19 protein-coding genes, 1 tRNA gene and 1 riboswitch are annotated in these 21,773 nt (G+C 66.6%); of the genes, 9 read left to right on the forward strand and 11 right to left on the reverse strand.

Annotation, left to right across the window (positions count from 1 at the left end; all coding sequences use genetic code 11):
• Positions 1-61: 61 nt before the first annotated feature.
• Together hemA and ACHMWQ_RS07025 are read right to left on the reverse strand one after the other, a co-directional pair.
• Positions 62-1,351 carry a 5-aminolevulinate synthase gene (gene hemA, locus ACHMWQ_RS07020; RefSeq protein ID WP_354551855.1) on the reverse strand — a complete coding sequence of 430 codons (1,290 nt, stop codon included), beginning with the start codon at positions 1,349-1,351 and terminating at the stop codon, positions 62-64.
• A gap of 239 nt (positions 1,352-1,590) precedes the next feature.
• On the reverse strand, positions 1,591-2,787 hold the full coding sequence (locus tag ACHMWQ_RS07025; RefSeq protein ID WP_396306879.1) for an O-succinylhomoserine sulfhydrylase: 1,197 nt from the start codon (positions 2,785-2,787) through the stop codon (positions 1,591-1,593).
• Positions 2,788-2,846: 59 nt separating this feature from the next.
• Positions 2,847-2,927, reverse strand: a riboswitch (SAM riboswitch).
• Positions 2,928-3,148: 221 nt separating this feature from the next.
• Here ACHMWQ_RS07025 and ACHMWQ_RS07030 point away from each other — a divergent pair.
• Complete coding sequence (locus tag ACHMWQ_RS07030) at positions 3,149-4,234, forward strand: 2'-deoxycytidine 5'-triphosphate deaminase (RefSeq protein ID WP_354551858.1); 1,086 nt, start codon at positions 3,149-3,151, stop codon at positions 4,232-4,234.
• Between the two features lie 415 nt (positions 4,235-4,649).
• Here the strand turns inward: ACHMWQ_RS07030 and ACHMWQ_RS07035 are convergent, their stop codons facing one another.
• Positions 4,650-5,456, reverse strand: a complete 807-nt coding sequence (locus tag ACHMWQ_RS07035; protein ID WP_396306880.1) for a 2-keto-4-pentenoate hydratase — start codon at positions 5,454-5,456, stop codon at positions 4,650-4,652.
• 201 nt (positions 5,457-5,657) lie between these two features.
• Here ACHMWQ_RS07035 and ACHMWQ_RS07040 point away from each other — a divergent pair, with 201 nt between their 5' ends.
• From ACHMWQ_RS07040 to ACHMWQ_RS07055, 4 genes are all read left to right on the forward strand, one after another.
• On the forward strand, positions 5,658-6,443 hold the full coding sequence (locus ACHMWQ_RS07040) for an SDR family oxidoreductase (protein ID WP_266330737.1): 786 nt from the start codon (positions 5,658-5,660) through the stop codon (positions 6,441-6,443).
• A 151-nt stretch (positions 6,444-6,594) separates the two neighbouring features.
• Positions 6,595-7,104, forward strand: a complete 510-nt coding sequence (locus ACHMWQ_RS07045; protein ID WP_396306881.1) for a hypothetical protein — start codon at positions 6,595-6,597, stop codon at positions 7,102-7,104.
• Between the two features lie 74 nt (positions 7,105-7,178).
• On the forward strand, positions 7,179-8,444 hold the full coding sequence (locus tag ACHMWQ_RS07050) for a glycerate kinase (protein ID WP_396306882.1): 1,266 nt from the start codon (positions 7,179-7,181) through the stop codon (positions 8,442-8,444).
• Positions 8,445-8,665: 221 nt separating this feature from the next.
• The gene (locus ACHMWQ_RS07055; protein WP_354551863.1) at positions 8,666-9,301 is read left to right on the forward strand and encodes an outer membrane beta-barrel protein; all 636 of its coding nucleotides are present in this window, start codon (positions 8,666-8,668) and stop codon (positions 9,299-9,301) included.
• 530 nt (positions 9,302-9,831) lie between these two features.
• On the opposite strand, the gene ACHMWQ_RS07060 is transcribed toward ACHMWQ_RS07055, so the two are convergent.
• Both ACHMWQ_RS07060 and ACHMWQ_RS07065 read right to left on the reverse strand, forming a co-directional pair.
• On the reverse strand, positions 9,832-10,893 hold the full coding sequence (locus tag ACHMWQ_RS07060; protein WP_396306883.1) for an aldo/keto reductase: 1,062 nt from the start codon (positions 10,891-10,893) through the stop codon (positions 9,832-9,834).
• A 106-nt stretch (positions 10,894-10,999) separates the two neighbouring features.
• Positions 11,000-12,010 carry a zinc-binding alcohol dehydrogenase family protein gene (locus ACHMWQ_RS07065; RefSeq protein ID WP_396306884.1) on the reverse strand — a complete coding sequence of 337 codons (1,011 nt, stop codon included), beginning with the start codon at positions 12,008-12,010 and terminating at the stop codon, positions 11,000-11,002.
• 254 nt (positions 12,011-12,264) lie between these two features.
• On the opposite strand from ACHMWQ_RS07065, the gene dps reads away from it, so the two are divergent.
• Entirely contained in the window at positions 12,265-12,747 is a 483-nt protein-coding gene (gene dps / locus ACHMWQ_RS07070; protein WP_354551868.1) for a DNA starvation/stationary phase protection protein Dps, read from the forward strand.
• Positions 12,748-12,819: 72 nt separating this feature from the next.
• On the opposite strand, the gene ACHMWQ_RS07075 is transcribed toward dps, so the two are convergent.
• Positions 12,820-13,308 (reverse strand): BA14K family protein, encoded by a 489-nt coding sequence (locus tag ACHMWQ_RS07075; protein ID WP_396306885.1) that lies wholly within the window; start codon positions 13,306-13,308, stop codon positions 12,820-12,822.
• A gap of 188 nt (positions 13,309-13,496) precedes the next feature.
• Here ACHMWQ_RS07075 and ACHMWQ_RS07080 point away from each other — a divergent pair, with 188 nt between their 5' ends.
• From ACHMWQ_RS07080 to ACHMWQ_RS07090, 3 genes are read left to right on the forward strand one after another with little or no spacing between them, the layout of a single operon-like run.
• Positions 13,497-15,362: a methylmalonyl-CoA mutase family protein gene (locus tag ACHMWQ_RS07080; RefSeq protein ID WP_396306886.1), complete on the forward strand. Its 1,866-nt coding sequence runs from the start codon at positions 13,497-13,499 to the stop codon at positions 15,360-15,362.
• Positions 15,359-17,524, forward strand: a complete 2,166-nt coding sequence (gene scpA, locus ACHMWQ_RS07085) for a methylmalonyl-CoA mutase (RefSeq protein ID WP_396306887.1) — start codon at positions 15,359-15,361, stop codon at positions 17,522-17,524. The genes ACHMWQ_RS07080 and scpA overlap by 4 nt, the downstream gene beginning before the upstream one ends.
• Positions 17,525-17,545: 21 nt before the next feature.
• A complete protein-coding gene (locus tag ACHMWQ_RS07090) occupies positions 17,546-18,478 on the forward strand; it encodes a lytic transglycosylase domain-containing protein (protein ID WP_396306888.1) in 933 nt (310 codons plus the stop codon).
• A gap of 84 nt (positions 18,479-18,562) precedes the next feature.
• On the opposite strand, the gene ACHMWQ_RS07095 is transcribed toward ACHMWQ_RS07090, so the two are convergent.
• The 5 genes from ACHMWQ_RS07095 to ACHMWQ_RS07115 form a co-directional block, all read right to left on the reverse strand.
• On the reverse strand, positions 18,563-19,135 hold the full coding sequence (locus ACHMWQ_RS07095; RefSeq protein WP_396309410.1) for a BA14K family protein: 573 nt from the start codon (positions 19,133-19,135) through the stop codon (positions 18,563-18,565).
• 284 nt (positions 19,136-19,419) lie between these two features.
• On the reverse strand, positions 19,420-20,466 hold the full coding sequence (locus ACHMWQ_RS07100; protein ID WP_396306889.1) for a glycosyltransferase family 2 protein: 1,047 nt from the start codon (positions 20,464-20,466) through the stop codon (positions 19,420-19,422).
• Between the two features lie 170 nt (positions 20,467-20,636).
• Positions 20,637-20,711, reverse strand: a tRNA-Gly gene (locus ACHMWQ_RS07105).
• A 199-nt stretch (positions 20,712-20,910) separates the two neighbouring features.
• Positions 20,911-21,114, reverse strand: coding sequence for a hypothetical protein (locus ACHMWQ_RS07110; RefSeq protein WP_354551882.1), 204 nt, complete (start codon positions 21,112-21,114; stop codon positions 20,911-20,913).
• Positions 21,115-21,281: 167 nt separating this feature from the next.
• Positions 21,282-21,746, reverse strand: a complete 465-nt coding sequence (locus ACHMWQ_RS07115; RefSeq protein ID WP_396306890.1) for a hypothetical protein — start codon at positions 21,744-21,746, stop codon at positions 21,282-21,284.
• Positions 21,747-21,773 lie beyond the last annotated feature (27 nt).

Raw genomic sequence — 21,773 nt, forward strand, 5'->3', positions numbered from 1 at the left:
ACGCAACAAAAAAGGCCCGCCGATCGCTCGGCGGGCCTTTTCGAAATCGAACTCGAAACCGTCAGCCGCCGGCGGGCGGGAAGACGTCGAAATGCGAGCTGCCGCCATTGGCAACCAGGCGGGCGGTCTTGGCCGGGGCGGTGCGGCCGAGCGGCAGCCAGAGACGGTGCCAGACATCGACCAGCGCGTCGCGCAGGCCGAGGATCAGCGTCTCGTCATGGCAGGGCGTCGGCGTGATGCGCAGCCGCTCAGTACCGCGCGGCACGGTCGGGTAGTTGATCGGCTGGATGTAGATGCCATGCTCGTCGAGCAGCATGTCCGAGGCCTTCTTGCAAAGGTCCGGATTGCCGACGAACAGCGGAATGATATGCGTCTCGGACGGCATCACCGGCAGGCCGGCGGCGATCAGCACTTCCTTGGTCCGCTGCGCGTGATGCTGCTGCAGGTCGCGCTCGACCTGCGAAGCCTTCAGGTGGCGGATCGAGGCGGTGGTGGCGGCGGCGATCGACGGGGGCAGGGCGGTGGTGAAGATGAAGCCCGGCGCATAGGAACGCACGGCGTCGACCACGGCGCGGCTGGCGGTGATGTAGCCGCCGAACGTGCCGAACGCCTTGGCCAGCGTGCCCTCGATGACGTCGACGCGGTGCATGACGCCCTCGCGCTCGGCGATGCCGGCGCCGCGCGGGCCATACATGCCCACGGCGTGCACTTCGTCGAGATAGGTCATGGCGCCATACTTCTCGGCCAGATCGCAGATCCCGGCGATCGGCGCGATGTCGCCATCCATCGAATAGACGCTCTCGAAGGCGATCAGCTTGGCGCGGCCGGGGCCGGCTTCCTTGAGCAGCTCTTCGAGATGCTCGAGGTCGTTGTGGCGGAAGATGCGCTTCTGCGCGCCGGAGCGGCGGATGCCCTCGATCATCGAGGCGTGGTTTAGCTCGTCCGACAGGATCAGGCAGTCGGGCAGCAGCTTGCCGAGCGTCGACAGCGCCGCGTCGTTGGAGACGAAGCCCGAGGAGAAGACGAGGCCGGCTTCCTTGCCATGCAGGTCGGCGAGCTCATGCTCCAACTCGACCAGCGGGTGATTGTTGCCGGAGATGTTGCGCGTGCCGCCGGCGCCGGTGCCCATGCCCTGCGCGGTCTCGACCATGGCGCGGACGACGTCGGGATGCTGGCCCATGCCGAGATAGTCGTTGGAGCACCAGACGGTGATTTCGCGCGGACCGCGCTCGGAGCGCCAGATCGCATGCGGGAAGCGGCCCACGATCCGCTCGAGATCGGCGAAGACCCGATAACGCTTCTCGGAATGGAGAGCGTCGATCGCGTCTACGAAGAAAGATTGATAGTCCATCAGCAGCGCCCGCTTTTTGGATGGGTTCCAAACTAGCGCGGGAATCACAGCGAGTCCAACGACGTTTGGCTTTGGCGGCAGTCAACTTGGCGTCAATAATCATGGCCGCGCCTGCGCCGCCACTGCGCAATTTAGCGCATCTTGCAACTTTTCTTATTCCAGCAACGCCTTGACCGCGTTTCGGGATGCGAAAAAGCCGCCTGGGCGGGCGCCTCCGGCGGCTTTTCCTGTCGGGGGGATCAGGCCTGGTCGAGCGCCAGGGTAATGTCCTCGATCAGGTCGTCGGCGTCTTCGAGACCGATCGACAGGCGCAGCATGCCGGGCGTGATGCCGAAGCCGAGCCGCGCCTCTTCCGAGAGGCGCTGATGCGTCGTGGTCGAGGGATGGGTGATGAGGCTCTTGGCGTCGCCGAGATTGTTGGAGATCGTGACGACCTCCATGGCGCTGGCGACGCGGAAGGCCGCTTCCTTGCCGCCCTCGACCTCGAACGCGATCAGCGTCGAGCCGGCGCCCATCTGCTTCTTGACGACATCGGCCTGCGGATGGTCGGCGCGGCCGGGATAGATCAGCTTCGCGACCTTCGGGTGCCTGGCCATCACGTCGGCGATCTTCGCCGCGCTCTCGGTCTGGCGGCGGACGCGGATATCCAGCGTCTCAAGCCCCTTCAGCAGCACCCAGGCATTGAAGGCCGACAGCGTCGGGCCGGTCTGGCGCAGGAAATTGTGCAGGTGGTCGGTGACATAGGCCTCATCGGCTGAGAGGATGATGCCGCCCAGGACCCGGCCCTGGCCATCGATATGCTTGGTGCCGGAATAGACCACGACGTCGGCGCCGAGCTTGATCGGCTGCTGCCAGATCGGCGTCGCGAAGACGTTGTCAACGATGAGCAGAGCGCCGGCCTCATGCGCGATCTTGGCGACCTCGGCGATGTCGATGACTTCGAGCGTCGGATTGGTCGGGCTTTCCAGGAAGAACGCCTTGGTGTTCGGCCGCACGGCGTCGCGCCACTGGTTGAAATCGGTGCCGTCGACCAGCGTCGACTGCACGCCGAAGCGCGGCAGCAGGTCTTCGACGACATAGAGACAGGACGAGAACAGCGCCTTGGCGGCGACGACGTGGTCGCCCGCCTTCAGCATGCACATCAGCGCGGCGGTGACGGCGGCCATGCCGCTGGCGGTCGAGCGCGCGGCGGCGGCGCCCTCGAGCAGGCGGATGCGCTCCTCGAACATGAAGGTGGTCGGGTTGGAGAAGCGCGAATAGATGAAGCCCGGATCCTCGCCCTTGAAGCGCGCCTCGGCGGCTTCGGCCGTGTCATAGGCGAAGCCCTGGGTCAGGAACATCGCTTCCGAGATTTCGCCGAATTGCGAACGGAGGGTGCCGCCATGCACGAGCTGGGTGGCGGGGCGGCGGGGGCGCTTGGCTTTGTCTTCGGACATTTGGCTCTGATCCCGATCAAGAAAAACCCGACGCGAGGTCGGGCAAAAATCGGATGTCGGATTTCCGGCAACCGACCTTTTAGCGACATTGTTTAACGTGGCGGCAAGCCGGTCGGCTCAAATAGACCACGGATGGTGCGTTTCCTGATATGCCTCTGGCGGCTTGGCGTCAACGGCGAGTTGAGCTAAGTGCTTCCTTCGGTCCCGCGGCGCGTTTTCACCTCTCCCTGAGGAGAGGTCGACGGCGTAGCCGGCGGGTGAGGGGTTAGGGAATTTTCCGGAGAGGGCGTAAACCCTCACCCGGCCCTGCGGGCCGACCTCTCCCTCAGGGAGAGGTGAAGATTAGGCAGGACCGGAGCGGATGACGGGTAACGCAGCAATCGGAATTCTCTCGGCCGAGCAGATCCGGGCGAGCCTCGCCTTGGGCGAAATCGTCATCGACCGGCCGCTCGATGACGACCAGGTGCAGCCGGCGAGCCTCGACCTGCGCCTTGGCGCCGTCGCCTACCGGGTGCGCGCCAGCTTCCTGCCGGGCCCGAACGTGCTGGTGAAGGACCGCCTCGCCGAGCTCACCCTGCACGAGATCGACCTCTCCGCCGGATCGGTGCTGGAGACCGGCTGCGTCTACATCGTGCCGCTGCTCGAAGGGCTGGCGCTGCCGCCGGATATCCAGGCTTCGGCCAACCCGAAATCCTCGACCGGCCGGCTCGACATCTTCACCCGCGTCATCACCGACCGGGCGCAGTCCTTCGACACGATTCCCGCCGGCTATCACGGCCCGCTCTATCTCGAAGTTTCCCCGCGCACCTTCCCGATCGTCGCGCGCACCGGCTCGCGCCTGTCGCAGATCCGGTTTCGCCGCGGCGACACCCATCTGAATGATACCGAACTGGCTGCCCTCAATGCCCGCGAGCCTCTGGTCGATGGCGCGTTCCGCGCTTCCGGCGGGCTGCTGCTGTCGATCGATCTCGAGGGCTCGAACGGCATCATCGGCTATCGCGCCAAGCGCCATACGGGCGTCGTCGACGTCGACAAGCGCGCCGCCTGCGACGTCCTCGATTACTGGGAGCCGATCCCGGTTCGCGGCAAGGCCGAACTGATCCTTGATCCCGACCAGTTCTACATCCTCGTGTCGCGCGAAGCCGTGCACGTGCCGCCGGATTACGCCGCCGAAATGGTCGCCTTCGACCCGCTGGTCGGCGAATTCCGCGTCCACTATGCCGGCTTCTTCGATCCGGGCTTTGGCCATCAGGCAGCCGGCGGCGCCGGCAGCCGCGCCGTTCTCGAAGTGCGCAGCCATGAGGTGCCGTTCATCCTCGAACATGGCCAGACGGTCGGCCGTCTCGTCTACGAGACGATGTCGGAACGTCCCGCCAAGCTCTACGGCAGCGACCTCGGCTCCAACTACCAGGCCCAGGGCCTGAAGCTCTCGAAGCATTTTCGGTAGGATTGCCGGATAAGGGCGCTTCCTTCACCTCTCCCTGAGGGAGAGGTCGACGGCCGCAGGCCGGCGGGTGAGGGTTTACGGCCTATCCGGCTTGGTGCCCGACATCTGCAGTCTTGTTCTGATGGTTCCCTAAACCCTCACCCGGAGCTTCGCTCCGACCTCTCCCTCAGGGAGAGGTGAAGGGAACGTGGCGGTCTGTCTGTCGGCAAGACCGTCATCCCAGCCCTCTCCCGCGAGCGGGAGCGATCGCGACCGTCTGGGCTTTCTCCTTCACCTCTCCCGATGGGGAGCGGTCGGAGCAAAGCTCCGGGTGAGGGGATGTGATCTGACCGGTGAGGCCTGAACCCCTCACCCGCCGCACTTCGTGCGTCGACCTCTCCCGATGGGAGAGGTGAGGGAATGGCGCGTTCGCCGCCTACTCCGAAACCGTCAGTGCCACCCCGCCCAATCCCGTGATTTCGATCTCCACCCGGTCGCCGGCGGTGAGCCAGCGGGTTTCGACCAGGCTGCCGGTCAGCACGATCTCGCCCGCCCGCAGCATCTCGCCTCGGGCCGCCAGGCTGTCCGCGAGCCAGGCGAGCGCCTTGAAGGGGTGGCCGAGCACGTCGGCGCCGACGCCGCGGCCGACCTCGACATCGTTGATCCGCGTCACGCCGACGACGGCGGCGAGATCCGGCGCGTCGGCCAGGGCAAGCGGGCCGCCCAGCACGCAGCCGGCGGCGAAGAAATCGTCGGCGATCAACGTCGGCGTGTCGGTCTGGCGCCAGTCGGCATAGCGGTCGTCGACCAGCTCGATCGCCGCCATCACGCTCCCGACCGCATCTGCGACACGCTCCGCCGTGAACGGCGCGCCGGTCGCCGGCAGGTCGCGCGCGAGCTGGACCGCGATCTCGCATTCGATGCCGACATGGCGGAAACCGGCCGCCGAGATCGTCGCGCCGGAAGCATGCCGCGTGCCCTCGAACAGGCCGGCGCCGCAGGGGTTCGGGATGCCGAGATAGCTCTGCATCACCGGCGTCGTGCAGCCGATCTTCCAGCCGATCCGTCGGCCATAACGGCTCGCCGCCAGGCGCTGGTGCACGGCCGCCTGCACGGCATAGGCGCTGGCTTCGTCGGCTGGCCGGATCGCTTCGGGAAGCAGGTCCAGGGCCGCCAAGGCGATGCGGGCGTCCGCGATGCGCGCGGCGGCGGCATCCTTTGGCGGCGTAAGGGGTTGAGGCATGGGCGATTCCGGATTGGCGCGTGACGGCTTTTCGGCTCGAAGCGGGGCGCGCATGAGTTGCATCGCCGGAACGAGCCCGGCTAGGATCGCTCGCAGATCGTGTCTCCGCCCCTCGGGCCAGCGTGCCGCGACGGCGCGCTGGGGGCAAGAGCGAACAATCAGATCCGCTGACGAACAGCGAAAACGGGCAGGGATGAGACGATGGAAGCGCGTGTAGACGGCAAGATCCTTCTGGTGACCGGCGGCACGCAGGGCGTGGGCCGGGCCGTGGCGCTGGAGGCGGCGCATTCGGGCGCGGAAGGCGTGATGCTGGTCGGGCGCAATCCTCAGCGCGGCGCGGATGTCGTGGCCGAGCTGGAGGCGCTTGGCGTCGGCGGCGGCTTCGTCTCCGTCGATCTCGCCGATTCCGATGCGGCCGAGATCGTCATGGACGCGACGCTCGACCGGTTCGACCATGTCGACGGCCTCGTCAACGCCGCCGCCAGCACGGATCGCGGCTCGATCGCCGATGCCGATATCGACTTCTTCGACAAGGTGTTCGCCACCAATGTGCGCACGCCGATGTTCCTGATGCAGGGCGTCATCCAGCACCTGAAATCGCGCGGCGCGCCCGGCACGATCGTGAACATCCTCTCGGTCAATGCCTATGGCGGCACGCCGGAGCTGGGCGTCTATGCCTCGTCCAAGGCGGCGCTGTCGATCCTGACCAAGAACGCCGCCCATTCGCACCGCTTCGACCGGATCAGCGTCAACGGCATCAATCTCGGCTGGGCCGATACGCCGGGCGAGCGCGAGATGCAGGCGGTCAAGCTCGGCAAGGGCGAGGGCTGGCTGGAAGAGGCCGAGGCGATGATGCCCTGGGGCCGGCTGATCAAGCCGGAGGACGTCGCCCGCCTGGCGCTGTTCCTGATGAGCGACGCCGCCATCCCGATGACCGGCGCCATCGTCGACCAGATCCAGGACTATGTCGTCGGCGTGCGCGACTAAGCGCGCGATGCTCCCGGGGGACTGTGCGAACCGGACGACCTGGCTTCCTGCCTGCCGGCGCATCGCTGTGCTGGCATGCCTCTGTGCGTTGGGTCTCGGTGCCGGTGCCACGATGGGCGCGGCCGCCGAAACATCGGCGACACCGGCCCGGATGGATTTTCGCGACCCCGAAACCGGGCTCGCCTTCTCCGCGCCATCGCCGCTCGTCATCGGCCAGCGGCGCGGTCATCGTGGGCATGATTTCGTCATCGAGATCCACAGCGACGATCCGGCTCTTCCCCGCGCGGGGACGTCGAAAAGCCTGTGCGGCGCCGCGCTGAAGACGCAGCCGGAAGAAGTCCGGGTGCTGGACCAGGCGGCGCTGAACGACCCGGAAATGCTGCAAGGACAGGTCGAGTCCGTACGCGCGACGCTGGCGCTGATGGGCCGTGTCGGTTCCATCGAGCCGCTCGATTTCGGCAATGGCGTTCGCGGGGTCGCGGCGGTAATGACGCCGCATTTCGGGCCGGACCACGCCAATGTTCGCCAATACATCGCCCTCGCCGAGACCCCGGCCTATCGGATCAGCCTTTCCTGCGCCACCACCGCGGCGGCGCTCGACAGGGCACGTCCGCTGTTCGAGGCGCTCATCCGGACGCTGCGGATCGAAACCGAGCGGTGATCCAGCGGCAGCTCGATCGAGGAATGCGCTATGAAAGTGGACGATTCGGCTTCTTTGCGGACAGACATGTGACCATGACACTCGACACGAATTCGCCCGACGAGGCCATTCTTCGCGCGCTATTCGACGCGGCGCTGGCGGCCTCGCTGCCGGATGGCCGGTTCGAGGGCCGGTTGCCCGAGGCGCCGAAGGGGCGGACCATCGTGCTCGGCGCCGGCAAGGGCGCGGCGCGCATGGTGCGGGCGTTCGAGGATGCCTGGGAGGCGGCCGGCAACCGGGCGCCGGAAGGCCTCTCCGTCACCCGCTATGGCCATGGCACGCCAACCCGTTTCGTCGAGGTGGTGGAAGCCGCGCATCCTGTTCCCGACGCGGCCGGCATGGCGGCGGCGCAGCGCATCCTCGACATCGCCGGCACGGCGGGACCGGACGATCTGGTCGTCTTCCTGATGTCCGGCGGCGCCTCGTCGCTGCTGGCGCTGCCGGCGCCGGGCGTGAGCCTGGAAGACAAGCAGGCGCTGAACCGCGCGCTGTTGAAGAGCGGCGCGCCAATCGGCGCCATGAACCGCGTGCGTAAGGCGCTGTCGGCGATCAAGGGCGGCCGTCTCGCCGCTGCCGCCGCGAAGGCACGCCGGGTGACCTATCTGATCTCCGATGTGCCGGGCGACGATCCCGGCGCCATCGGTTCCGGGCCGACCATTCCGGAAGCCTCCGATCCCGACGGCGCGCTTTCGATCCTCGCCGAATACGGCATCGCCATCGAGCCGCGCATCGAGCAGGCGATCCGCGCCAACGCGGTCGAGGCCGGCGAGGGCGGGACAGTCGAGATGCTGGCGACGCCGAAGATGGCGCTGGATGCGGCGGCCGAGGCGGCGCGCGCTATCGGGCTGACGCCGCTGGTGCTGGGCGATGCGCTCGAGGGCGAGGCGCGGGACGTGGCGCGCGTGCTGGCGGCGATCGGCACCTATGCGGCGGCGCATGACCAGCCGGTGGCGAAGCCCTGCGTCATCCTCTCAGGCGGCGAAACCACCGTGACCGTGCGCGGGCGCGGCAGGGGCGGACGCAATGCGGAGTTCCTGCTGGCGCTGGCTGTCGCGCTCGGCGGTCACAGGGGCATCGCGGCCATCGCCTGCGATACGGACGGCATAGACGGCTCCGAGGACAATGCCGGCGCCTGGATCGATGCCGGCATCCTGGAGGCGGCACGGGCGCGGGGGATCGACCCGGTGGCACGCCTGGCCGACAATGACGGCTATGGCTTCTTCGAGGCGCTAGGACGCCTGGTCGTCACCGGCCCGACCCTGACAAACGTCAATGATTTCAGGGCGATTCTTGTCCGCTGACCGTCGCGATCCCGGACGAATTGCTTCGGGATTCCATCGAATGCCTGTTGCAAGGATGCTGCGCTGCATGACTCTTCGTCATGCTCACGCCCGCTTGTCTTGACGGGAGGGCTGCGGATACCGATTTCTGGGCTGGATGAGCCACCTTGACGCCTTTTTTGGGCGGCATTTTGGATCCGGGCGGCGGGTATCGACGGCGTTTCCGGTCGAGAGGGTACGTGATGAAGCATTGGATCTTGGCGGGTGTTGCCCTGCTGGCGCTTTCGGGCGCGGCTTCCGCCGCGGACATCGCGTATGAATCGCCGGCCCCGGTTGCTCCCGCGGCCCCGGCCGGTTTCGACTGGAACGGTTTTTATGCCGGCGTGCATGGCGGCTATGGCTGGGGTGGCGGGACCAAGGACGCCGATTTCCTCGACAGCCTGAGCGGCGGGCTGTTCGGCGTGCAGGCGGGCTACAACTACCAGGCCGATCCCTGGCTGGTCGGCTTCGAGACGGACATCGCCTATAGCGGCCTCAGCGACACGGCAGGCAGCGCCGCGCTCGATCTGAACTGGATCGGCTCGACCACCGGCCGCATCGGCTTCACCTATGACAAGTGGCTGTTCTACGGCAAGGGCGGCATCGCCTATGGCGATATCGAGGCCAAGCAGGCCGGGCTCGGTTCGGACAGCCAGTGGGCGATCGGCTGGACGGCCGGCGCCGGCGTCGAATACGGCTTCACGAAGAACCTCACCGGCCGGCTCGAATATGACTATGTCGATCTCGGCAAGAAAACGATCTTCGAGGGCACCCCGGCCCAATCCGAAGCCGGCGTGACCACCAACGCGGTCAAGGCAGGCCTGAACTACAAGTTCTAGGGCTTTTGCGCCTCTGTCGCAGGCTGGGAGCCGCCGTCCGGGGCGGGTGCCTTTGCTCCGCCGACGGTTGCCCCCCGGTTGCAACACCCTCCCCCGTCATCCCGGCGAAAGCCGGGATCCATCGGGGTCACAAGCACCGGCCGTGACATGGTGCGCTCCAGATTTTGCGCAGTCGAGTCCGAGCCAACCTCCCGAAATTTCCGCTGTATGGATCCCGGCCTTCGCCGGGATCACGGCGCGTGTGTGGGGCTGCGGGATCAACGTCGGTAGCCGTTGCGGCGTCCGTTCCACGGCGCTGGTCTCGCGAGATATTGCCTCTCACGACCCTCGCCGTCATCCCGGGCTTGACCCGGGATCCATTCAGCCGTGCGATTGGCCCGCAAGAACCTCCCGAATCCCCGACTGCATGGATCCTCGCTTTCGCGAGGATGACGCCAGAGTGTGGGGGCGTCTGACACCGGGGCGTGGGTCTTGCGATGAAAAAAAGGCCCGGTCATGCCGGGCCTTTTCCGTTTTTTAGCCGCCTGGCCTCAGCCGTTCACATAGGGCTGGAGGAAGGCGAGGTCGGCCGCGCCGAGGCGGTCCTTGGCGGCCGCGACCTGGTGCCAGTAGGGGTAATCCAGCGGCTTCTGGCTCACCTTGTCGAGGCGGGCGCGCTCCTCGGCCGTGAGCTTCAGCTCGGCGGCGGCGAGGTTGTCCTTGAAGTGGGCTTCCGTGCGGCCGCCGATGATCACCGAAGTGACCCCGGGACGGCCGAGCAGCCAGGCGAGCGCCACCTGCGCGCCGGAAACGCCGCGCGCGTCGGCGATCGAAACCAGCTCGTCGACGATGTTCCAGAGCCGGTCCCAGTCGTGGATCGGCGGCTCGGTCCAGCCCTGCGACAGGCGGCTGCCCTTCGGGGTTTCCTTGTCGCGGCGATGCTTGCCCGAGAGCAGGCCGCCGGCGATCGGGCTCCAGACCAGGATGCCGAGCTTCTGGTCGATGCTGATCGGCACGAGCTCCTGTTCCGCCTCGCGCGCCTGGAGCGTGTAGTGGATCTGCTGCGAGATGAAGGGGATGCGGTTGTCGCGGCGGGCGATCTCCATCGCCTTCATGATGTGCCAGCCGGAATAGTTGGAGCAGCCGATATAGCGGACCTTGCCCTGGCGCACGAGGCTGTCGAGCGCTTCCAGCGTCTCTTCCAGCGGCGTCACGCCGTCCCACTGGTGCACCTGGTAGAGATCGATGACGTCGGTCTTCAGCCGCTTGAGGCTGGCCTCGCATTCGCGGATCAGGTGATAGCGCGACAGGCCGCGATTGTTCGGGCCGTCACCCGTGGGAAAGCGCGCCTTGGTGGCGATCAGCACGTCGTTCTTGCGCTTGCCGCCGAGCGCGTCGCCGATGATCGCCTCGCAATCGCCGGCCGAATAGACGTTCGCCGTGTCGAGCAGGTTGACGCCTGCGTCGATCACCATCTCGATCTGGCGGCGGGCTTCGCCGACATCGGTGATGTTGCCGACCTTGGCGAAATCGCCCTTGGCGCCGAAGGTCATGGTGCCCATCGTCAGCACCGAGACCTTGAGGCCCGAATTGCCGAGTTGCCGATATTCCATCGTCCGCTCCTATGCCGTTGCGGTTGATTCCGGAGAAAATTGGGACAGCACCGTCCTGCATTCGGACAGCGCTGTCAAAGCGGGATTTCGCCGGGGAAGCGACGCGTCAGACGGCGATGATCGCCTTGATCAGGCCGCGCTTGTCATGGCTCCAGACCGGCATGTCGGTGGTGAGCCTGTCCAGCGTCGTGCTGTGGGTCGCCAGCGCATCGAGCGGCACCAGGCCGGCTTTGATCGAGGCGACGACATGGTCGAAATCGACCTTGGTGGCGTTGCGGCTGCCGATCAGCATCATCTCGCGCTTGTGGAATTCGGGGTCGGAGAAGCTGATCCTGTCCTTGACGATCGAGACCAGCACATAGGCGCCGCCATGCGCGACCAGGGCGAAGCCCGCCTCGATCGCCTGCGCATTGCCGGTGGCGTCGAACACCACGTCGAAGCCGTCGCCCTGGGTCTGCTCCAGCAGCGTCGCCTGGGCGTTGGGGCCGGTCAGCGCCGTATTCTGGAAGCCGAGCGTCTCGCGGGCAAAGGCGAGCCGTTCCTCGCTCGAATCGAGCAGCGTCACCTCAAGCCCGGCGATGCGGGCAAAGATCGCCGCGCCGAGGCCGATCGGGCCAATGCCGACGACGAGCGCGCGGCCGCCCTCGGGCTGCGAACGGCGGACGGCGTGCGCGCCGATCGCCAGGAACTCGACCATGGCCGCGTCGCGCAGCGACAGCCCCTCCGCCGGATAGAGATTGCCTTCCGGCATCGTGATCTTCTCGGCCATGCCGCCATCGGTATGGACGCCGAGCACGCGGATCGAGGTGCAGCAGTTCGGCTTGCCCTTGCGGCAGGCAACGCAGTGGCCGCAGGCGATATAGGGATTGATCACGACCGGCGTGCCGACCTTGAGCGTGCCGCCGGGACCGACCGCCGAGACGACGCCGGAAAGTTCATGGCCCATGACGCGCGGATATTCGAGGAAGGGGTGCTTGCCTTCGAAGATGTGGTAGTCGGTGCCGCAAATGCCGACATGCTTGATGTCGACGACGGCAAAGCCCGCCGCGGGCGCCTCCGGGTCGGGCCGCTCGATGAATTCCAGCCGGCCCGGTTCCACGCAGATCACGCTTTTCATATTGTCCTCTTCGACATCATCCAGTGGCGACCGTCCTAGCGCAGCTGCGGCCTTCCGGCCAGATGACAGTTGGCAACGGGCGGCAGGAATGTCGCGCCTGTCCTCGCCGCGCTTCCCGCCTGCGTTGCCAGGGCGTATCGTCCACAACGCGATCGGAATCGGCAGCGCGGCACTCTAGGCCCGCTTCGCCGCTGGGATCGCAGCCCGCGGGCCTTGTCCGCAGGCCCCAGAGTTGATTGACAAAAGGAAACGCGATGGCGCCCCTGAAATCCTCGATTGATCTGAAGTCCAATACGAAGACCGCCTCGATCGAATTGCTCAACGCCGTGCTGGCGGACGGCATCGATCTGTCGCTGGTCACCAAGCAGGCGCACTGGAACCTGAAGGGCCCGCAGTTCATCGCCATCCACGAGATGCTCGATACCTTCCGGGCCGATCTCGACGACCATGTCGACACGGTGGCCGAGCGTGTGGCGCAGCTGGGCGGCTTTGCGCTCGGCACGGTCCAGTCGGTGTCGGCGGCGACGAAGCTCAAGCCCTATCCGACCGACATCTCGGCGATCAAGGATCACCTGGCGCAGCTGATCGAGCACTACGCTCAGGTCGCGAACGAGGTCCGCAAGGGCATCGACAAGGCCGCCGACCTCGGCGATGCCGACAGCGCCGATATCCTCACCGGCTTCTCTCGCAGCCTCGACAAGTCGCTCTGGTTCCTGGAATCGCACCGCGAGGTCTAGGACCGGCTGCCGATTGCGCGCAAAACAAAGCCCGCCGATTGGCGGGCTTTGTCGTTCAGCGGGCGGAGCGCCTTAGTAGGGTGAGACGCATTGCTGGCGCGGGCCGTTATAGGGCTGGAACGTGTTGTCCGAAGCCCGGTACGAACGGTAGCGATCTTCGCACCACTGGTAATGGGCGTTGGAATAGCCGCCGCGATAGGTCGGCTGGGCGATGGCGGATCCGACCGCCGCGCCGACACCGAAGGCTGCCAGCGGGTACCACCAGCCATTGTAGTAGCGATAGCCCGGCCGCTGGTAGCGGTAGCCGTAGTGGCCATTCCAGTAGCCCGGCCGATAGCCGGGACGGTAACCGGGGTGATAACCGGGCCGGTAGCCGGGGCGATGGCGCGGATAATAGTCGCGGCCGCGGTGACGATATTGCACGTCGAGCACGTTGGACGCGGCGTCCGGGCGGATCCCGGGATCGGCGACGGCCGGCAAGGCCATGGCCGGCAGCGGCACCGAGAGCAGGAAGGCGGCGGCCAGTGTGCCGGCGCAGATCTTTGTGAAGAGACGGGTCAAGGTGCGATCATCCTTTCGAACAATTTCCCAATAGAACCGAGTAGCTTTATCGAAGCATCAATTCATAAGTGGCGACTTTGTTCCAGCGGCTTGCACGGGCGCGACGGGTTCGCACGTTGAACGCAAGCGCGCCACGGCCTATCCATGGTCGAAACGGCAGGACGAAAGCGGCAAGGATCGAGGCGGCAATGAGCAGGCCAGAGGCGTCACCCGGGATTCGCAGCGCCGAATCCGCCTGGCGCGAAAGGGCGGTGAAGGCAATCCAGGGTGCCGATTTCGAGGCGAAGCTGGTCTCCCGCACCGCCGACGACATCCGCATCGAACCGCTCTATCCCAAGGCCGAGGGTGATCACGCCCGTCCGGTCCGCGCCACGCTCGGCGCCTGGCGCGTCGTCCAGCGCGTCGATCTGCCAGAGGCCGGCGCGGCCAGTCTTCAGGCGCTGGAGGATCTGAACCAGGGCGCCAGCGGCCTGGCGCTGGTCTTCGCCGATGCCGTTTCCGCGCGCGGCTTCGGCCTTGCCGCCGCCGACGCGGCGACGGTCGCCGCCGCCCTCGACGGCGTGATGCTGGATCTCGTCTCGCTGCGCCTGGAAGCTGGGCGATCCGGCGTCGAGGCGGCGCGCTCCGTCCTGGCGCTGGTGCGCGGCCAGGGCCTCGATCTCGATAGCCTCTCTCTCGATTTCGGTATCGATCCGTTCTCGGTTCTGGCGCGCGATGGCGATGACGGTATCGCCGCGGCGCTCGATGCCGCGGTCGAGCTGGCCGGCCTGTTCGGCCCGGAGGCAGGATCCCGTCTACTGCGGGCGGACGGGCGCGTGTATCACGAGGCCTGCGCTTCGGAAGCGCAGGAACTGGCGCTGACCCTTGCGACTGGGGTCGCCGGCCTGCGCGGGTTGGAGGCCCGCGGCGTCGCGCTCGACCGGGCGCGGGGCCTGATATCGTTCCTGCTGGCCGCCGATGCCGCCGAATTCCTCACCATCGCCAAGTTTCGAGCGCTGCGTCGCCTCTGGGCGCGGGTCGAAGATGCCTGCGGCCTGGCGCCGAAGCCGATCCAACTCGACGCCGAAACCAGCTTCCGCATGACCACGCGGCATGATCCGCATGTGAATATGCTGCGCAGCACGATCGCAGCATTTTCCGCAGGCCTCGGCGGCGCGGACAGCGTCACCGTGCTGCCCTTCACCGCGCCGCTCGGCCTTGCCGATGCGGGCGCAAGGCGGCTCGCGCGCAACACGCAGACGATCCTGCTCGAGGAATCCGGCCTTGGCCATGTCTTCGATCCCGCTGCCGGCGCAGGCGGCTTCGAGGCGCTGACGGATGCGCTTTGCGACAAGGCCTGGGCGATCTTCCAGGAGATCGAGCGGCAGGGCGGAATTGTTGCGGCCCTTACCTCCGGCTGGGTGGCGGGCGAGATCCGCACCGTCGCGGACAAGCGCGATCGCGACGTGCGCCGCCGCAAGCTGCCGATCACCGGCACCAGCGAGTTCCCCAACCTCGCCGAAGCGCCGGTCACGATCCTGGCGCCTACGCCGCCTTCGGCGGTCCTGCCGCATGCCCCCTCGCGTCTCGTGCCGCGTCGCACCGCCGAGCCATTCGAGCAACTGCGCGACCGCGCCGATGCCTTGGCCGAGGTGACGGGGCGGCGCCCCTCCGTCTTCCTGGCGACTCTCGGCAAGGCTGCTTCGTTCAGCGCCCGCGCCGGCTTTGCCAAGGGCGGGTTCGAGGCGGCGGGCATCGCGGCGCCGATGCAGGACGGGTTCGCCTCGCTCGACGAACTGCTCGCTGCGGCGCGCGACTCCGGCGCGGCGGCCGCCTGCCTCTGCGCCTCCGACGAGGTCTATCAGGCCGAGAGCGGCTCCGGGGGCGAGACGCTGGCCGAAGCGGCGGCGCGGCGGCTGGTCGAGGCAGGGTTCGAGCATGTCGCCCTCGCCGGACGGCCTGGCGAGCACGAGGCGGCCTATCGCCATGCCGGCGTCGAGGCTTTCCTGTATGCCGGTTGCGACATCACCGACTATCCCTCGAAACTGCTCGACGGGATCGAGGGCCAGCCATGACCCGCATTCCGGATTTTTCGTCCATTCCCTTTGCCGATGCGCCGCTTTCGGCGCCGGCCGATGGCGCGCCTTGGCTCACGCCGGAAGAGATCGCGGTGAAGCCCCTCTACACCGCTGCCGACCGCGAGGGACTGGAGGCGATCGACAGCTTCCCCGGCGCCGCGCCGTTCCTGCGCGGGCCGTATCCGACCATGTATGTGAACCAGCCCTGGACGATCCGCCAATATGCCGGCTTCTCCACGGCCGAGGATTCGAACGCCTTCTACCGGCGCAATCTCGCCGCCGGGCAGAAGGGGCTTTCGGTCGCCTTCGATCTCGCCACCCATCGCGGCTATGACAGCGACCATCCGCGCGTCGCCGGCGATGTCGGCATGGCGGGCGTGGCGATCGACTCGATCTACGACATGCGCACGCTGTTCTCCGGCATCCCGCTCGACCAGATGAGCGTGTCGATGACGATGAACGGCGCCGTGCTGCCGATCCTGGCGCTTTATATCGTCGCCGCCGAGGAGCAGGGCGTGCCGCCCGAAAAGCTTTCCGGCACGATCCAGAACGACATCCTCAAGGAGTTCATGGTCCGCAACACCTACATCTACCCGCCGGAACCGTCGATGCGCATCATCTCCGACATCTTCGCCTATACCTCGCAGCACATGCCGAAGTTCAACTCGATCTCGATTTCCGGCTATCACATGCAGGAAGCCGGTGCGACGCAGGATCTGGAGCTCGCCTATACGCTCGCCGACGGCGTCGAATATATCCGCGCCGGTCTGGCGGCCGGCCTCGACATCGACCAGTTCGCGCCGCGTCTTTCGTTCTTCTGGGCGATCGGCATGAACTTCTTCATGGAAGTCGCCAAGATGCGCGCCGCGCGCCGGATCTGGGCGAAGCTGGTCAGCCAGTTCGAGCCGAAGAACGAGAAGTCGCTGGCGCTGCGCACCCATTGCCAGACCTCCGGCTGGTCGCTCGCCGCGCAGGATGTCTACAACAATGTCGTCCGCACCACGATCGAGGCGATGGCGGCGACGCAGGGCCATACCCAGTCGCTGCACACCAATGCGCTGGATGAGGCCCTGGCCCTGCCGACCGATTTTTCCGCCCGCATCGCCCGCAACACCCAGCTTTTCCTGCAGCAGGAGAGCGGCACGACGCGGATCATCGACCCCTGGGGCGGCTCCTACTATGTCGAGGCGCTGACGGCGCAGCTGGCGGAGCGCGCCATGGCGCATATCGACGAGGTCGAAAAGCTCGGCGGCATGGCCAAGGCGATCGAGGCCGGCATCCCGAAGCTTCGCATCGAGGAAGCCGCAGCGAAGACGCAGGCGCGCATCGATTCCGGCCAGCAGACCGTGGTCGGCGTCAACAAATACCGCCTCGACGACGAGCCTGACATCGACGTGCTGAAGGTCGACAATTCCTCCGTCCGCGCGCAGCAGATCGAGAAGCTGCGTCAGCTGCGCGCCGAGCGCGATCCGGCCGCGGTGGAGGCTGCGCTCGCGGCGCTGGCAGGCTCGGCCCGCTCGGGCGAGGGCAACCTGCTGGCGCTCGCGGTCGACGCGGCCCGCGCCAAGGCGACGGTGGGCGAAATCTCCGCGGCGCTGGAGAAGGCATGGAAGCGCCACAAGGCGGTCATCCAGGTCAATTCCGGCGTCTATCGCGATGGGTTCGGGCAGGATCCCGCGCCGATCCAGCGGCTGTCCGGCCTCGTCTCCGAATTCACCCAGGACGAGGGCCGCCCGCCGCGCATCCTCGTCGCCAAGATGGGCCAGGACGGCCATGACCGCGGGCAGAAGGTGATCGCCACCGCCTTTGCCGATATCGGCTTTGACGTCGTGATCGGCCCGCTGTTTGCGACGCCGGAGGAGGTTGCCTCGCATGCGATCGCCGAACAGGTGCATGTCGTCGGCGTCTCGTCGCTCGCCGCCGGCCATCTGACGCTTGTGCCGGAACTGAAGGCCGAACTGGCCCGGCAGGGCCGGCCGGACATCATGATCGTCGTCGGCGGCGTCATCCCGCCGCAGGATTTCGAGGCGTTGATGGAGGCGGGCGCCGCGGCGATCTTCCCGCCGGGCACGCCGGTCACCGAAGCCGCCGCCGATCTGCTGGAGAAATTGCGCGGTCATCTCGGCTTCGCGCAAAAGCATCCTTCCGCCTATGTCTGACGGGACGGGGAGGGCGGCCTGATGTTGCTTCGCCCCTCCGCCCTGGCCGGGCTGCTCTTCGTATGCGCGATGCTGCTTCCCTTCGCGGCGCGGGCGGCGGAGGAGACGACGGTGCAGACGATCTGCCGGTTGATCGAGACGGCGGCGGATGCGCAGGGTCTGCCCCGCGATTATTTCACACGGCTGATCTGGCGCGAGTCGAGCTTTCGCTCGCATGTGACCAGCAGCGCCGGCGCGCAGGGCATTGCGCAATTCATGCCGGGGACGGCGGAAGAGCAGGGGCTGGACGACCCGTTCGATCCGGAATTCGCGATTCCCGCCTCCGCCAAATATCTGAAAAGCTTAAGGGATCGGTTTGGAAATCTGGGTCTTGCTGCGGCAGCCTATAATGCCGGCCCGACGCGTCTGGCGCGCTGGATCGAGCGCGGCGGCTATCTGCCCGGCGAGACGGAGGACTATGTGGCCTTCGTCACCGGCCGCAGCGTTCAGGACTGGAAAGTCGGCGAGATCGAGGTTCTGGACCCGCCCGGCGCGGTCGAGCCGAGGCCATCCGATCCGCGGCCGGCCGAGGCGAGAGCGGCCGATCCGAATCCGGCTAAGCAGAAATCCTTAGCCGCCAGGGCCGAACCGAAGGCGAGGGATTGCGTCACGCTGGTGGCGGCGATCCGCGCCTATCGTCCGGCGCTGATCGAGGGCGCCTATGCGCCGTTCGGGGTCCAGCTCTCCGGCAATTTCTCCAAGAGCCGCGCGATCGCCTCCTATCACCGCCAGGTGGCGCGCTATCCCTCGTTGCTGGAGGGCAAGCCGACCCTGATCCTGGGCTCGCGCCTCGCCGGTCGCGGCCGGCGCGCGTTCTATCGGGTGCGACTGCCGGCCGACACGCTGGGCAAGGCGAACCAGCTTTGCAAAGCTTTGCAGAAGCTTGGCGGCGCGTGCGTGGTGCTGCGGAACTGAACGCGGTCAGCCTGTCCGATATCGGGCGGACAAAAAAGAAGCCCGCCAAAAGGCGGGCTCCTTCAACACTCTTGGCGAACGATCTCAATAGTAGGGCGAGACGCAAGCCTGGCGCGGGCCGTTGTTCGGCTGGAAGCTGTTGTCCGAGGCGCGGAACGAACGGTAGCGGTTCTCGCACCAGCGCAGATGGTCGCGCGACAGGCTCGGCGGAGCCACTTCGCGGCCGCCCTGGTTGGCGATCGCGCCACCAATCAGCGCGCCGACGCCGAAGGCTGCCAGCGGATACCAGTAGCCGTCGCTATGGCGGCGATAGCCGTTGCGCGGGCCGTTATAGCCGTGGTGGCCGTTCCAGTAGCCCGGACGGTTGTTCGGGCGATTCCAGTTGGGACCGCCATGTCCGGGACCGTGGCCGGGACCATTCCAGCCGGGACCGCCGGGGCCGGGACGATTCGGGCCGCCATGGTTGGGACGACCGGGACGATCGCCCGGACGGCAACCCTGCGGCGGGCAGGGCCGGCCCTGGACCTGGATGACATCCGACGAGGTGCTCGCGCCCGGATCGACGCGCATAAGCGGCGCTGCCTGCACCGGCATGGCCGCAGCGGCGAAAACGAACGCCATGGCCGCCGTGCTGAATTTGCTCAAACCCATGTGTATTCCTTCCCATGAGACCCTGCCTGTTGCGCCCAAGCAGGGTTCTGCGGGCGCCAAGGCGGGTCACGTTAATTGACCAGACCCAAAAGACTCGAGCCTACGGATAGATGAAACGCTTTGACTCTGTCCAGCTGATCATCAGTCTGGCAGACAGATTTGCCCCGGCGTACGAGAAACGTGGTGGCTGGTGATTGGTTCCCGCCACGCCTCGCCAGGCTTTGGCCCGGCGATAGACTTCCCCCGCCCGGCAGGGTGTGCCGGACCGAAAAGAGTGGCTTTCCGGGCGCTCAGGTTTGGTAGCCGCGATCGTCGGCCGAGGGGGCCGGGTAGCGCGGCTTTGGAGGGCGATCGCGGAAACAGAGGCGGGCCAGCGTCCGGGCGAGCCCGTCGAACCGGGTCGGCCCCAGGGCCCGGATGAGGGGCATGAGCCAGCGGCTCCGCCGCCGGACCTTGCGCTTGGCGTAGGGGAGGATCGAATCCATGTCGCGCAAGGCTTCCTCCATGCGCGGCCGGTCGCCGGCGCGGGTGGCCGACACGAATTCGCTCAATCCCTTGCCGAGGAACCGGGGCGCCACCGCATCGCGGATCCAGTAATGTTCCAGGCGCGGATCGTCCGGGAACATCTCGACCAGCTTGCCGAAGTAGATCCGACGCGACCGGTCCATCCTCGGACTGTACGAGGTTGAGCCCGAATGGATCCGCCATTTCGTCACGCCCTTCGGCACGAAGAGGCTCCGATAGCCGCTCAGGAAGAGCCGCAGGAACAGATCGTCGTCCTCGTAGCCGGACAGGCGCTCGTCGAACATGCCGACATCCAGGATCGCCTCGCGCAGGACCAGGGAGGCCCCCGGCAGGATGAACATGTCGCGCGACAGGCATTCCAACAGCGACCGCTTCGGCTGCGGGCTTGGATTGGAGCGCAGGCAGGACGGCAGAAACATCCGGCCGGTCTCGTCCATCTGATCGAGGTCGCCATAGATCAGCGCCAGATTGGACCGGTCGAAGTCGAGGGCGGCGGCCTTCAGGATGGCGATATGGTCGTCGTACCAGACATCGTCCTGATCCAGCAGCGCGATATGGGTGCATTGCGTGCTGCGGATGGCGAGGTTGCGCGCCGACGACTGGCCGCCATTGCTCTTGGTCAGCAGCCGGACGCGATCGTTTTCCAGGGCAATGGTGCGGACGATGTCGGCGCCATCGTCGGTCGATCCATCGTCGACGACGATGACCTCGTCCGGAAGAACGGTTTGCGACAGGACGCTCCGCAGCGCCTCGGCGATGAAATCCTGGCCGTTATAAAGGGGTATGACGGCCGCGATCGTTAGATTTTCCATCTGCCCTTACCTATTCCCGCGGAATTTGCTTCAGGACGTGGAGTGCGCCTCGCGCAAAGGCGTGGCGACGCGCCCACGATCGATACGTGCTTTCGGACCGTGGCGCAATTTATGAGTGTAGCACAGTTCGCAGCGCAGGGCTGCTGGTAGGCCGGGTCCTGCGAGGAAAATGGAGCGGGCGATGGGAATTGAACCCACGACATTCAGCTTGGGAAGCTGACGTTCTACCTCTGAACTACGCCCGCACATCTGCCGCCCCCAATCGATGAGTCCGGCGCGATGAGCCGCCCATCCAATGGTTCGAAGAGGCTGGAACGTTGTACCCGTTTCATCCCGCCGGGATCAAGGCCGCGTCATGCGACCCAGGGGATTTCTTGCCAAAGGAGGGCAGCGGGACAGGCGGCATGGCAGATGCCAGGACCGGGATGGAACCGAGCGGTCAGCCTAACCTTCGATGACGATGGCGGCGCCATATTCCATGGCCAGCCTTTCGAGACGCTCGCAAAGTTCTGCCTCGGTTTCGTGATGCGCCGGCAGCCGCTCCTTGCAGCGGCGGGCGGAAGCGCGAAGGTCTACCGGTTCGTGCTGCTCGAGGGCGGTCAGCACTTCGCAAATGATCAATTCTGACATCAGCAGCGTCGTCGTCATGTCCGTCTGGCTGCTCGCGGTGCAAGCGGCAGGGGCCGCCCGGGCTGGCGTGGGTATGGCATTGCAATCTCGTCATGGCGGCAGAGCGCGCCGCCATGGCGAGGCGCTGGCAAGGTGCACTCCCGAAGCGCCCGCAAGGGCCGCCCGGGGTAGTCGCGGTCGGGAAATCAGTGGGTCTTGTCGTTATCGTGCGGCTTCGGCACGTCGGGTGGCGGCGGAATTGCCGCGGCCTCGTCATGGGATGCAGCGGGCTGAGGTTCTTCCGGCATGGGCGCCGGCTCGCCCTTCAAGAGGTCGACGTCGTCCAAGCCGACATCGGGCTGTTTCGGATCGTCGGGGATGGGCGGCGTCTCGACGTTTTCGCCGTGATGCTTGGCGTCATGGCGCGCCGTGTGCTTCGGCTCCGCCTCCTTGGAATGAGAGTGCGTCGCATGCGAGCGGCGCGGCTTGTCGGCAGCCAGTTCGTTTCGCAATTCGTCCAGCTGGTCGGCGATCCACTGGATATGCTCGACGATGGGGCCGCGCTGCAGGGTGCTCTTGGCCTCCGACAGTTCGAGGAAGTCGGAGCGGAGCAGGCCCATCAGCGCAGAAATTCTCTGCAGGCTGTCCTTCAATTCCGTCGACGTCGCCATTTTCCGGCCCTCCACATTGCAACCTGC

The sequence above is a fragment of the Kaistia sp. UC242_56 genome (genome assembly GCF_044452255.1).
Classification (GTDB): Bacteria; Pseudomonadota; Alphaproteobacteria; order Rhizobiales; family Kaistiaceae; genus Kaistia; species Kaistia defluvii_A.